The sequence below is a fragment of the Pseudomonas sp. ICBG1301 genome (genome assembly GCF_016918385.1).
GTDB lineage: Bacteria > Pseudomonadota > Gammaproteobacteria > Pseudomonadales > Pseudomonadaceae > Aquipseudomonas > Aquipseudomonas palleroniana.
The window spans coordinates 605783-617997 of the sequence record NZ_JAEKGB010000003.1; the positions used below are offsets into that span (position 1 = coordinate 605783).

Consider the following 12215-nt stretch of genomic DNA (forward strand, 5'->3'; position numbering starts at 1 on the left):
GTCGAATCCCTTTCACGGCAATGCCGGTTCGCGGCGCAGCTTTTCACCGGCCGGGTTGACCGCCTCGCGCAGGAAGCCGAAGCCGGTTCGCCGGTCATGGCGGAACAGCGTGTTGGTCACGTACACGTCTTCGCGAATGCCCACCACCTCGACCACCTCGCTCACACAGCGGCGGCCGTCGGGCAGGCGGGTCAGTTGAATCACCACATCCAGCGCCGCACAGATCATTTGGCGCAGGGTTTTTTCCGCCACCGTCCGGCCAGTCAGACCCACCAATGTTTCCAGGCGCAGCAGGGCATCGGCGGCGTTGTTGGCATGCACGGTACTCATGGAACCGTCGTGGCCGGTGTTCATGGCGGTGAGGACATCGAGCACTTCCACGCCACGGATCTCACCCAGGATGATGCGGTCGGGGCGCATCCGCAGGGCGTTGCGGATCAGGTCGCTGGCCTTGACCTCGCCATGCCCCTCGGCATTCGGCGGGCGGGTTTCCAGGCGCACCACATGGGGGTGGCCCAGTTGCAGTTCGGCCACGTCTTCGATGGTCACCAGCCGTTCATGGGGGTTGATCAGTTGGCTGAGGATGTTCAGCAATGTGGTTTTGCCGGTGCCGGTGCCGCCGCTGATGAGGATGTTGCAACGCTTGCCCACGGCCTCCTGGAAGAAGTCGAAGATGTTCTGGTCGATGGTCTGCATGGCCACCAGGTCGCTGCTCTTGAGCATGTCCTTGCGAAACTTGCGAATCGACAGGCATGGCCCGTCCAGGGCTATCGGCGGGATGATCGCGTTGACCCGGCTGCCATCGGGCAGGCGCGCATCGACCATGGGCGAGGACTCGTCCAGGCGTCGCCCGAGGGGCGCGAGGATGCGTTGCATCACGCGCTCCACATGGTGCGAGTCGATGAAGCGCAAGTCGCTCTGGTGCAGCAGGCCATCGCGTTCTATGAATACCCGGTGCGGGCCGTTGACCAAGATCTCGGTGACGGACGGGTCACGCAGCAGCACTTCCAGCGGGCCGAAGCCGGTCAGCTCGTCGACGATTTCTTCGGCCAGGCGTTCCATCTCATAGCGGGAGATCGCCAGGTGCATGCGGTTGCTGTATTCGGCGACTTTGTCGATGACAAACTGCGCGAGCAACTGGCGAGAACCTTCCAGCAGGTTTTTCCCCGACTCCTCGATGGCATCGATGATGTAGCGATGGAACACCAGCTTGAGTCCGTCGTGCTCGGTGTTGCTACCGAAGCCTGCGGTAGGGGCGCCGAAAAGTTTTTCACTGTTCATTTGCCGGCTCTCAGCAGGCGATCAAGCCAGTTTTGGGAGGGTTGTTCGTTGCCCGCCGAACGTTTTGCCAGGCGCTCCCCGAGGGTTTTCAGACCCTGGGTCAAGGGTTCGCGTGGCGCCAGGGCGAACAAGGTCTGGCCCTGGTTTTTTGCATTCAGGCGCACGTCCGGGCTCAGCGGCAGCACGGCAATCACCTCCAGGCCAAAGCTTTTGCCCAGGGTTTCGGCGTCCGGTGCGCAGCTCTTGAGGTAGCTGTCGACCAACAGTTTGGCGTGCTCCAGCTTCATGCCCTTTTCGCGCCACAGGTTCAGCACCGCGAGGTTGCGTCGGCAGTCCAGCACGCTCTGGTCGGTGTACCACAACAGCTTGTCGCAATGGCTGACGAAGGTGCGCAGGGCTTCGCTGTCCGGTTGGCCAACCAGGTTCACCACAATGTGCTGGAAATGTTGGCGCAACGCGCTGAGCAGCATGTACAACTCGGCGGCGCTGGTGCGCTCCAGGGGCTCATCGTTGGGGGCGTAGGCCAGAATGCGCAGGCCGTCTTGCGCACTGGTGAACGCGCTGTTGATCAGGGTCGTGTCCAGCCGTCGCAGGTGGCGCAGGGCATCGCCGAAATGGAACGAGCTTTCCAGCCCCAGCAGCGCCAGGCTGTCACCTCGGGGCAGGCCCAGGTCCAGCAGCAAGGTGTGCTGACCACTCTTTTGTACGACCAGCGCCAGGTGGCTGGCCAACAGTGCGCCATCGGCATTGCCCTGGGTGCCATACAGCACGCTGAGGCCACCCAGCTGGGTATTGGTGGTGACCGGCGGCAGGCGTTTACTCAGGCGCCGCACCAGCCCGGCCACTTCGCTCGAGCGTGAGCCGTAGGCGACAAAATCCCGCGCGCCGGCGCGCATGGCATTGAGTACCAACTGGTTGTCCATGCCGTCACCGAGGGCGACGATGGCGAGCATCGGTTTGGCTTCCAGGGCGCCTTCGATCAACGCGCTTTGGGCCACCACGTGTTCGCGGTCAAGGCCGATAAACACCAGGCCGGCAAAGGTCACATCGACCAGGGCGAGCAGTTCGTCCAGCGTGCCGCTGCCGGCGCTGACCACTTGACCAAGCGGGGCCAGCGCGCCCTGCAGCCATTCCAGGTCGGTGGTGTTGCGCGTGATTGCCAGGAACGTCTGGCTCAGGCTATCGCTCATTGGGACAGTCCGTTGAGTCGGTCGAAGTTGCCGTTTTCCAGGAAGTACAGGCGATACCAGTTCGGGTCGTAGTTACGCAGTTTCTCGCCTGGCAAGGACGGCAACTGGGCATTGGCCGCCAACGGCTGCACCAGGTGCGGGGTGACGATCATCAGCAGTTCCTTGTCCTGGCGATTGATGTTGGAATCGCGAAAGAACGCGCCCAGGATCGGGATGTCACCCAGGCCGGGAAACTTGCTGATGCTGGTGGTGTTGCTGCTGCTGATCAGCCCGCTGATCACGAAGCTTTCGCCGTCTGCCAGGGACACGCTGGTGTCCGTGCGGCGAATGGTCAGGGCCGGAACCTTGATATTGTCGATGACCACCGCGTTGGTGTAGTCCAGCTCACTGACTTCCGGTGCGACTTTGAGGGAGATCCGGTTACGGTCGATCACGGTCGGGGTCAAGGTCAGGCGGATGCCGAACTCTTTGTATTCGATCGAGATATTGTTGCTGGCGCTGCTCGGCACCGGGATCGGCACCTCGCCGCCCGCCAGGAAGGTCGCACTCTGGCCGCTCATGGCCACCAGGCTTGGACGTGCCAGGGTATAGGCGAACCCGCTGCTTTCCAGGGCATTGATCATCGCGGATACGCGCCCCCCGCCAAACCCGATATTGAAGTTGTCGGGGCTCACCGGCAGTTTGAAGACCCCTTCGGAAGGCGATACCAGGCTAGGGCTGCCCAGGAAGAAGTTTTTACCATTGCCCAGAATCTTGGTGCTGGCCTCCTTGAGCTTGGTGCGGCTGACCTCGACAAAACGGATATCGGTCTGTACCTGGCTGGGCAGCAAGGGGTCTTCCGATGGCGACAACGACAGGCTGGTCAGCGCCGAGATGGCCTTGCCCTTGACGAACACCATGCTCTGGCGTGGCGTGTTCGAACAGGCGGTCCAGACCATCAGGCTGGTGGTGCCGGAGGCGACGCCGGTCAGCAGGAAACCCCGGTCGCCGTTGAGGTGGACGTCGGCAATTTTCGGGTCACCAATCGCCAGGCGGGTGATGGCTACCGGTGATTGCAGTTCCTGTTGCAAGCCTTCACCGACCGACAGGGCGGCGGGTAGTTGACCCAGGCTGGCGCAATTGCCGGGCCCAGCCACGGCCAGTTCCACGGACAGGTTCGACAGCAGCAGGGCACAGGCGATTTTCAGCGTGAACACGGGTGCGAAACGTCGGTTCATGCAGGGCATCCTTGTTCAGTCAGGCGTTTGTTGGGTGGCTTGATTGCCGCGGATCACCTCGATACCGGTGCGACGCGGGCTGCCCTGGACGAGTTTTTTCGGCGCTTGGGCGAAGGCCAGTTGCGTGAACTGATAAAGGTCGCGGTTGGCGCTTTGCACCTTGCCCGGCACATCGCTTTCGCCGGCCCAGTATTGGCCCAGCAAACGTTCGTCGGCACTGCGAACTGCCAGGCGTAAAGTGCCGGCTTGAGTGGCGAGCATCAGGCGGCTCAGCAGGGCCTCGGGCACCGCCAACACCACGGTGCGTGGCGGGCCGCGACGCTGGGCTCGTTCCTCGGCGGTGAGTGCAGGCGGGGAGGCTGGGGTGCCATCATTGCTCAAGCCCATTTGATCGCCGACGCTGAGCAAACGCATGGCGGGCACCACCACCTGGGCCGATTGTTCGAGGTTGGCGGCGTCCTGGCGCAGGTACAGCAATACGTCCACATAATCACCGGGGCTCAGTTGGCCGGCCGCGCCAATCACTTCATCCACGGCTACGGCCAGTGCGCGTTCGTCGGGGCGAATCATTCGCGCCAGCGGGCCACCTGGGGTGAAACTGTCTTCATTCAACCAGGTGCCTGCCCGCAGGGCTCGCCAAGGCGTGCGGCCGATGGCCTGGTCGACGCTGCTCATGCTGCCGGCCGGTACGGTACGCAGTTTTTCCACCGCGAGATCGGCGGCGCTCAGGGGCACAAAGGGCGGGATGTCGCGGGCCAGTACCACCACCGGTTGGCGGGTCTGGTCTTCCACCACGGTAACGGCTTTTTCGACAGGTGCTGCCTGGGGGACCGGGGGAGGAGGTGCCGGTACAGGCGCCCGGCTCAGGACCAATCCCCAATAACCGGCAAACAGCGCACCGAGCAGAAGCACCCCGGCCAACACCATGCTCAGACGCGTGTTCATGACGGCGCTCCCTTTGCTGTTGCACGACACACCCGTCTCTCCGAGCGGGCTAATTTCGCAACGCGGCTGCTATGAACCTGTGACTAACTATTTCGCTATTTGAAGGTAGTTCAGCTAGGACAAAATGCCATTACTGACAGCAAGTTTTCTTGTGCGAAGGGCGGGATGACGTTGAAAACCACGGAATTAAGGCGTCAATAAAGTAACCCCCTACTTTGTGATTAATCAGTTCTTACAGTTGTGAGGCTGGGGTTTGTTGACAATGCTCAGATGGCACATCGCAATTACTGTGCGGCGTGCTGATAAGGCGCCCAGCGCCTGAGGAGAAGTACGATGATCCTTGAGTTGTTGGTAAAACTTCATATTCAACTTCAGTTGCTTTTTCAGCGCAAAGACGGCGCTACGGCGATTGAGTACCTGATTCTGGTAGCCATCGTGGCCCTGGTGATCCTGGCTGCCGGGACAACCCTGGGACCTAAAATCACGACCTTCTTCGGTAAAATCAACACTGCCCTGACCTGAGTTCCAGACCGTATCCTGCGACTGAGGAGAAGTGCTATGGTCCTTGATCTGTTGATGAAAGTGCGTAACCAGCTACTATTGCTGTTGTATCGCAAAGACGGCGCTACGGCGATTGAATACCTCATTCTCGTGGCTATCGTGGCGCTGGTCGTACTGGCGGCGGGGGCGACCCTGGGGCCGCAGATCACGACGTTCATTGCTAAAATCACGACCGCTATAACCTGAGCTTCAGACAGCATCGGTGAGTACACACGTCATTGTTTGGCAACGCTAGGTAGTACCCATGAATGCTGCAACTGCACCTTTTCGCCAACAAATCCTGTTGGTGGACGACGAAGAAGATGCCCTCGTAGAACTGGCCGAGTCGCTGGAGAACGAGGGCTTCGTTTGCTTTACCGCCACCTCCGTCACCCTCGCCTTGCAGGAGTTGACCCTGAACCCGGACATCGCCCTGGTGATCACCGACCTGAGCATGCCCGAGGAAAGCGGTATCTCACTGATCAAGCGCCTGCGCGAACACACTGAGCGCCAGCACTTGCCGGTGATCGTGATGTCGGGGCATGCTCAGATGGATGATGTCAGCGATATGCTGCGTTTGCAGGTGCTGGATCTGTTTCGCAAGCCCATCTACCTGGTGCGCTTGATCGATACCCTCAACAACCTCTTCCCCCTGATCAAACACCCCTTGTAGTGAGCGGGCTCGCCCCGCGCTGGGCTGCGCAGCAGCCCCAACAAGAACACCACGGTCTTTCAGAAAAACCGAGTTGGCCGGTTTTGGGGCGGCTTCGCCACCCAGCGCGGGGCAAGCCCGCTCACTACGATCGTCAGAGCTGGTAGCTGAAGCTCAGCGTATACCGCGGCCGCCGGTTGAGGCTGTCGAGGGCGATATCCGACATGGGTTTGGAGGCTTCCAGCGCGATGTTGTAGTACTTGTTATCGCCAAAACGCAGGCCCACGGCCGCCGATGACATGTCGTTGCCCTTGACCGGCAGGGTGTTGAACCAGGTCTTGGCACGATCGAGCACAACGTAGGGTTGCAGCACCTTCACCCAGTCACCGGCGCGGTTGAAGCTGTAGTTGACCTCGTACGCCACGCCCCAACCCTTGTCACCGGAAGCCTGGTCGTCAGGGTAGCCACGGCCGAAGTTCTGCCCGCCGAAGGTGGCGCGTTCGCTGTCGGGCAGGGTGGCATCGCTCCAGTAGAACGCGCCCGACAGTACCCCTTGCCAATTATCCAAGAACTTGTCGCTCTGCACGCCGGAGAGGCGCAGGCGGAAGAAGTCGAGGTCAGGCGTGGTACTGGACAGATCACTGTGGGTCCTGGCGCCCATGCCGTTGATACCCTGATACAGACCGGCGCTGAGGATGCGCAATTGCCGGGCGTCGGCCTTGCGCCAGTCACCTTCGAACGCCAGCGCGCGCAGGTTGGTTTCGATATCGAAGCGGTTGGGGTAGCCCACCAGTTGATAGCGTGTGGTTTGGTCCACCGCATACAGGCGCGCGCCCAGGGTCAAGGATTCGGTGGGCGAGGCGATCAGCGGGTGGCTGAGGCCGATGGTGTAGCGATCGATCGACTGGTGCGGCTTGAGTTCGAAGCCGCCGTCCAGCTGGATATTGCTTTTGGGGTCGGCACGATAACGTTCGGCCCCCAGCACAAGCTGGCTGCCTTCGGCATTGATGAACTGGCTGTAGCCCACGCGGTAATAATGCTTTTTGTCGTCGCCGGGCGGGAACAGGCCGCTGACGTTGAGCTGTTCGCCCATGGATGTCTGGGCATTGCTGGTGGCGGTGAGCAACGCTTGGGTGCCGCTGCGGTTGTCTTCCACCAGGCTCATGCTGGTGGTGAAGGGTTTGCGGCTGGCCTGGATCACCATGTGCGCGGCGCCATCGGTGGTCCCCGGCGGCGGTACTTGCGCTTGCAGCGTCACGCCGGGGATACGCCCCATGAGCGTGGTATAGCGCTCGAACGTCTTGCGTGTGAGTGGGCGTTCGGCGAGGAGTTTGTTCGCCAGTTTATCGACATAGGCCGACACCGAACCGATGTCGCCGATTTGCTGGTAGTCCTTGATGTAACCCTCCACCAGCACCACGCGTACCAGGCCGTTTTCAAAGTTCTGTTGCGGCAGGAAGGCGTAGGACAGCAGGTAACCGTCCTCTTGATAACGACGGGTGATGCTGCGGGTGGCTTCGATCAATTGCGCCAGGTTGGTCTCATGGCCGATCAGCGCCGAGTAGGCTTTGGCGGTCTCGCCGAGCGGGTAGATCGTGCCGCCCTCGATCTGCAGCTTGCGGATGGTGATTTTGGTGTCCATCAACAGAGGCTGGCCCTGGGAAGCGGGTGCCTCCGGCACCTGGGTCTTGGGCGTGACCGGTCGGTAGGCGTCGGCGGGCAGGTTGGGCACCGGCAGGTTGCGGATGGTGTCGTTGCTGTTGAGAAAGTTGGGCAGGCTCTCGGCTTGGGCGTAAGCACTGAGGGAAAGAACTAACAACGGTGTGAACACGCGCATAGGACACTCCATGGTCAACTGCAGCAGCGTCTCGGGCCCGCCGGGTTCTGGGACTCGGTTCGGGAGGACCAGGCGTTGTTCGACAAGGCCGGTCCATAAAAAAGACGAGAGACTTACTCAGGGTCTCTCGTCTCAACCAAGCGTAGGCGCTGGAGGGGAGGCCGTCTAATCGGCCAGGTGCAATTCTAATTAGGGCCAGTCAGGCCGTTCAGCAAGCCTCCCAGGCCACCCGTTGTACCGGTGCTGGCACTGCCGTTGACCGAGGTGTTGGTCGTGGTGCTGGCGCCGACGTTCAAGCCACCGAGCAGGCCGCCACCCGTGCTGCCGGTTCCGCCGGTGACCAAGCCACCCACTGAGCCTACGGTGTTGCCGAGCGACGTAACCGTCGTGCCCACTGCGTTGGTGACCGGGTTGGCGTTGGCGGTGGTCAGGTTGGTGCCCAGGCTGCTGACAGCGCCGCCGACCTGGGTAACCAGACCGTTGACCGGAGCGCCGATGCCGGTGGTGGTGCCGACGTTTTGCGTCAGGCTGGTGACGCCGTTGGTGACCGGGGCCAGCGCTGTGCCGACGTTGGTCGCCAAGCCTGCGACTGGCGTCGTGGGGGCGGTGTTGGCGACGCCGGTGCCGCCGATCACAGTGCCCAGCGAGGCCACGGTATTGCCCAGTGCCCCACCGGTGACACCCGCAGTACCGACTGTGCCGTTGGTACTGCCGGCCGTCAGGCCGCTACCTACGTTGGCGACTACACCGCCGACCAGTTCCGGCAAGCCGGGAGCAGCGGCACCGCCGGCGGGCGCAACATAGCCACCCGACTGGTTGAGCACGCCACCGACGCTGGCCAGCGCGCCGCCGGCCGCCGTGGTGACAGGGTTGCCTGCGCCGCCGGCACCGGAGACTTGGCCGCCCACGCCGGTAACGGTGGAGCCGACTTGACTCAGCAGGCCGTTGAGCGGCGTGCCCAGGCCGGTAGCGTTGCCCAGGTTGCCGGTGGTGTTTTCCACCAGGGAGACCACCGGTACCAGTGCACTCCTGCTCAGGGTGTTGGTTGCGCTGCCCAGTGGTCCGGTGGTGCTGGCGGTACTCAGGGTATCGCCGAGCATGGTCACGGCTTGGCCAACGTTACTCACCAGCCCCCCCGCTGCGGTGCCGACGCCGCCGGTCAACCCGCCGACGACTGGCACGCCACCCAACGTGGTGCCCAGGGTGCTGCCGGTGTTCGACACGCCGGTGCCGAGGTCGGCCACGCCATTGCCGATACCGGCGACGGTGGTGCCCAGCGCATTGCTGTTGGTGCCCAGGGTACCCAGGCCATTGGTCACGCCGCTGCCGATGCTGGTGACGGCATTGCCGGTCGCGGTGACGAGGCCACCGGCCGCGACACCGACGACGGGAACGCCGTTGAGTGTCGAGCCAAGATCGCCGACGGCAGCACCGACGTTACCGACGGTAGTGCCCAGCGTGCCTGCGATCTGGCCTGTGACCAGCGGGGTGGTTGTCGAACCGGTGCCGCCAGTGCCACCGCCGGTGCCGCCAGTGCCACCGCCGGTGCCGCCAGTACCGCCGCCAGTACCGCCAGTACCGCCGCCGGTGCCTCCAGTACCGCCGCCGGTGCCGCCAGTACCGCCGCCAGTACCAGCAGTGCCACCGCCGATGCCGCCAGTACCGCCGCCGGTGCCGTCAGTACCGCCGCCGGTGCCGTCAGTACCGCCGCCAGTGCCAGCAGTGCCACCGCCGGTGCCGTCAGTGCCGCCGCCAGTGCCAGCAGTGCCACCGCCGGTACCGCCAGTGCCGCTTCCAGTCCCACTACCGCTACCTGTGCCTCCACTACCACTACCCGCACCCGCATCCGGGGAAGACGCCGCCACACTGCTGTGATGGCCGCCGCCACCGCTGCTGCAGCCGCCAAGGCTCATCGCCATGACCAGGGCCAGCGCGGTACTTGCTTTCCATAGCACTACTTGAGTTTGAGTTTTCATGATTGAGTTCCCTTGCACCTGTACAACCTTGGTTGTTTCAAACGTCGACTATTTCTAGGGATAGGCATACGTTTGTCCGTGCGTTAATCACAGACCTGAGTGCTCTTTCTCGCAATGCTCAACTTGGTATTAACGATTTATATAGGCGCGGCATTAGTTGGCTTAATGACTAATACCAAGTGTGTAAAAGAGAGGGCTTTTGGATAGGGTTATTTCATGAAAAACAATGAGTTAAGTAAAAAAAGCGGACGCCGAAGCGTCCGCTATAACTTAGGGTTTATATACAATTAATTCCTGTGGTTCACGCAATAGGTCGCCACTTGCCGAGCATATGTTGAATGTCGCCGGTCCCCTTGAGTTGCAACTCGCCACTGGAACCCGCAGCCGTGGTGAGTAATACAACTTCACTGGGCAGGCGCACCGGCTTTTTGAATTCGACGTCTATCTCGACATTCGCGGCGGACAAATGCTCGTGCAATGCGGCCAGTGTCCGGGCGGTGTTCCACAGCCCATGGGCGATAGCCTGGGGGAACCCGAAGAGCCTGGCCGTCAATGCGCTCAGGTGGATCGGGTTGTAATCGCCGGATACCCGAGCGTATCGGCGGCCAATATCGGCGGGCGCCTTCCAGCGGGCCAGTTCGCTGACGTTATCGGTTACCGACAAATGCTCTTCCTGGGTGTCGCCTTCGAGTTTCACTGCGCGGCAGAGCATACGGCTATCCGCCTCCCACAACAGTCCCAGTGAATCCTCGACCGTGGTCACAATATCAAAGGTCGCCCCCTTGGCATGGGGCCGCAGGTTGTGCGCGTACACGCTGATCAGCACATTGCTCACGCCTCCCAGCGGACGATGGATACGGATCCGATTGCTCAGGTGAATCAACCCCAGCAAAGGAAAGGGAAACTGTTTGTCGGTGAGTAATTGCATCTGCAAACCAAACGCCAGGATATGCGGATAAGCCCCTGGCAGGACCGAACTGTCAGCGAACCCGCAGACCTGGCGATAGGCGGCCACCTCCGTGGGGTTCAGGCGAATGTGACAGCGCAGTCCTGCATCGGGCAGGGTTTCGCCGGTGATCTTGCGCTTGAGCGCGGCCCGCCAGTACAGCGGCGGCAGAAGCGGGGTGCGGTCGAGTGTCTGCCATTCCATGTTCAGGCTCCCAGCAGGCTTTGCCCACACACGCGCAAGGCTTGGCCGCTGACCGCACCAGAGCCCGGTTGGCCAAGCCAGGCCACGGCCTCAGCCACATCTTGGGGCAGGCCGCCCTGGCCCAACGAACTCATGCGCCGCCCGGCTTCACGCAGGGCGAAGGGAATATGCGCGGTCATCTGGGTTTCGATAAACCCGGGTGCCACTGCGTTGATGCTGATCCCGCGTTCCTTCAGCAACGGCGCCCACGCCTGCGCCAACCCGATCAAGCCGGCCTTGCTCGCGGCGTAGTTGGTTTGCCCACGGTTGCCGGCAATGCCACTGATGGAGGCCAACAGCACCAAACGGGCGTTGTCGCGCAGGGTACCGCTGTCGAGCAACGCCTTGGTCAGCACCTGGGGGGCATTGAGATTGACCGCCAGTACCGCGTCCCAATATTCCGGGGTCATGTTCGCCAGGGTTTTGTCGCGAGTGATACCGGCATTGTGCACCAGGATATCGAGGCCATCCGGCAGTTGTTCGATCAGCCGCGTGGCGGCGTCTTCTGCGCAGATATCCAGCACGACGGTACGTGCCCCTAGGCGGGCGGCGAGGGCTTCGAGATCCGACTTGGCCTGGGGCACGTCGAGCAGAATCACCTCTGCACCGTCGCGGGCGAGGGTTTCAGCAATGGACGCGCCAATACCTCGGGCGGCACCGGTCACCAGGGCCTTGCGCCCGGCGAGAGGGCGAGTCCAATCTTCGACCGCAGTGGCGCAGGCTTGCAGGCGAATGACCTGGCCGGAGATATAGGCGCTTTTAGGCGAGAGGAAAAACCGCAGTGCGCCTTCCAACTGCTCCTCGGCACCGTCGCCGACATACAGCAACTGCGCCACACCGCCGTTGCGCAGTTCCTTGGCCAACGAGCGGCTGAAACCCTCCAGGGCCCGTTGTGCGCTGGCGGCGAACGGGTCGCTGAGGCTCTCCGGCGCACGGCCGAGAATCACCAGGTGCGCGCTGTTATCCAGGTTTTTCAGCAAGGGCTGGAAGAACTCACGCAACTGCTTGAGCTGGTCGGTGTGTTGCAGGTCACTGGCATCGAACACCACCGCCTTGAGCTTGGGGCCGTGGCCCGGAATCCACGTCGACGTCGTGGTGCCGTAGCTGTAGATGGCATCGGTGAGTTTGTGGGCGAAGGCGTGCACCTGGTTCGCCAGCGCACCGCCGCCGAGCAGCAGGGCGCCTTCGACCGGGCGCAGGCGTCCCGCCTGCCAGCGTTCCAGGCGTACCGGTGACGGCAGGCCAATGGCGGCGACCAGGCGATGGCCGAGGCTTGAGTTGGCGAAGTCGATATAACGGTCAGACATGGAACGCTCTCCGAGTGCTGGGGTTCAAACGATGGACCATCAATGGGTAACGGTCGTTCGATTGAGCCTAGGCTAGGCTTG

The 12215-nt window shown here is 62.2% G+C and carries 11 protein-coding genes; 3 read left to right on the top strand and 8 right to left on the bottom strand.

What is annotated here, in order from left to right; translation table 11 throughout:
• Positions 1-12: 12 nt before the first annotated feature.
• Genes JBE38_RS09890 through cpaB form a run of 4 tightly spaced genes read right to left on the bottom strand, consistent with a single transcriptional unit; the run spans position 13 to position 4633 of the window.
• A complete protein-coding gene (locus JBE38_RS09890) occupies positions 13-1281 on the bottom strand; it encodes a CpaF family protein (RefSeq protein WP_198760959.1) in 1269 nt (422 codons plus the stop codon).
• A complete protein-coding gene (locus JBE38_RS09895; protein WP_205344208.1) occupies positions 1278-2471 on the bottom strand; it encodes a pilus assembly protein in 1194 nt (397 codons plus the stop codon). The genes JBE38_RS09890 and JBE38_RS09895 overlap by 4 nt, the downstream gene beginning before the upstream one ends.
• Positions 2468-3688, bottom strand: a complete 1221-nt coding sequence (locus JBE38_RS09900) for a type II and III secretion system protein family protein (protein ID WP_205344209.1) — start codon at positions 3686-3688, stop codon at positions 2468-2470. Before JBE38_RS09900 ends, JBE38_RS09895 begins: the two co-directional genes overlap by 4 nt.
• 15 nt (positions 3689-3703) lie before the next feature.
• Complete coding sequence (gene cpaB, locus JBE38_RS09905) at positions 3704-4633, bottom strand: Flp pilus assembly protein CpaB (RefSeq protein ID WP_205344210.1); 930 nt, start codon at positions 4631-4633, stop codon at positions 3704-3706.
• Positions 4634-4966: 333 nt separating this feature from the next.
• Between cpaB and JBE38_RS09910 the strand changes: the two genes are divergently transcribed.
• Genes JBE38_RS09910 through JBE38_RS09920 form a run of 3 tightly spaced genes read left to right on the top strand, consistent with a single transcriptional unit; the run spans position 4967 to position 5846 of the window.
• Positions 4967-5155: a Flp family type IVb pilin gene (locus JBE38_RS09910; RefSeq protein WP_060755721.1), complete on the top strand. Its 189-nt coding sequence runs from the start codon at positions 4967-4969 to the stop codon at positions 5153-5155.
• 36 nt (positions 5156-5191) lie between these two features.
• The gene (locus JBE38_RS09915; protein WP_161547822.1) at positions 5192-5380 is read left to right on the top strand and encodes a Flp family type IVb pilin; all 189 of its coding nucleotides are present in this window, start codon (positions 5192-5194) and stop codon (positions 5378-5380) included.
• Positions 5381-5438: 58 nt separating this feature from the next.
• Positions 5439-5846, top strand: coding sequence for a response regulator (locus JBE38_RS09920; RefSeq protein ID WP_060755723.1), 408 nt, complete (start codon positions 5439-5441; stop codon positions 5844-5846).
• Between the two features lie 133 nt (positions 5847-5979).
• Here JBE38_RS09920 and JBE38_RS09925 read toward each other — a convergent pair whose 3' ends face one another.
• The 4 genes from JBE38_RS09925 to JBE38_RS09940 form a co-directional block, all read right to left on the bottom strand.
• Positions 5980-7662: a ShlB/FhaC/HecB family hemolysin secretion/activation protein gene (locus JBE38_RS09925; RefSeq protein WP_205344211.1), complete on the bottom strand. Its 1683-nt coding sequence runs from the start codon at positions 7660-7662 to the stop codon at positions 5980-5982.
• Positions 7663-7847: 185 nt separating this feature from the next.
• Positions 7848-9638, bottom strand: a complete 1791-nt coding sequence (locus JBE38_RS09930; RefSeq protein WP_240202465.1) for a collagen-like triple helix repeat-containing protein — start codon at positions 9636-9638, stop codon at positions 7848-7850.
• A 301-nt stretch (positions 9639-9939) separates the two neighbouring features.
• Positions 9940-10788: a MaoC family dehydratase gene (locus JBE38_RS09935; RefSeq protein ID WP_205344212.1), complete on the bottom strand. Its 849-nt coding sequence runs from the start codon at positions 10786-10788 to the stop codon at positions 9940-9942.
• A 2-nt stretch (positions 10789-10790) separates the two neighbouring features.
• Positions 10791-12134, bottom strand: a complete 1344-nt coding sequence (locus JBE38_RS09940; RefSeq protein WP_205344213.1) for a 3-oxoacyl-ACP reductase — start codon at positions 12132-12134, stop codon at positions 10791-10793.
• Positions 12135-12215 lie beyond the last annotated feature (81 nt).

What these genes read in the sequence shown, in the direction of transcription:
- JBE38_RS09900 (WP_205344209.1), bottom strand. Translation starts at nt 3,688, where the DNA reads ATGAACCGACGTTTCGCACCCGTGTTCACGCTGAAAATCGCCTGTGCC.
- JBE38_RS09920 (WP_060755723.1), top strand. Translation starts at nt 5,439, where the DNA reads ATGAATGCTGCAACTGCACCTTTTCGCCAACAAATCCTGTTGGTGGAC.
- JBE38_RS09930 (WP_240202465.1), bottom strand. Translation starts at nt 9,638, where the DNA reads ATGAAAACTCAAACTCAAGTAGTGCTATGGAAAGCAAGTACCGCGCTG.
- JBE38_RS09890 (WP_198760959.1), bottom strand. Translation starts at nt 1,281, where the DNA reads ATGAACAGTGAAAAACTTTTCGGCGCCCCTACCGCAGGCTTCGGTAGC.
- JBE38_RS09895 (WP_205344208.1), bottom strand. Translation starts at nt 2,471, where the DNA reads ATGAGCGATAGCCTGAGCCAGACGTTCCTGGCAATCACGCGCAACACC.
- cpaB (WP_205344210.1), bottom strand. Translation starts at nt 4,633, where the DNA reads ATGAACACGCGTCTGAGCATGGTGTTGGCCGGGGTGCTTCTGCTCGGT.
- JBE38_RS09925 (WP_205344211.1), bottom strand. Translation starts at nt 7,662, where the DNA reads ATGCGCGTGTTCACACCGTTGTTAGTTCTTTCCCTCAGTGCTTACGCC.
- JBE38_RS09935 (WP_205344212.1), bottom strand. Translation starts at nt 10,788, where the DNA reads ATGGAATGGCAGACACTCGACCGCACCCCGCTTCTGCCGCCGCTGTAC.
- JBE38_RS09910 (WP_060755721.1), top strand. Translation starts at nt 4,967, where the DNA reads ATGATCCTTGAGTTGTTGGTAAAACTTCATATTCAACTTCAGTTGCTT.
- JBE38_RS09915 (WP_161547822.1), top strand. Translation starts at nt 5,192, where the DNA reads ATGGTCCTTGATCTGTTGATGAAAGTGCGTAACCAGCTACTATTGCTG.
- JBE38_RS09940 (WP_205344213.1), bottom strand. Translation starts at nt 12,134, where the DNA reads ATGTCTGACCGTTATATCGACTTCGCCAACTCAAGCCTCGGCCATCGC.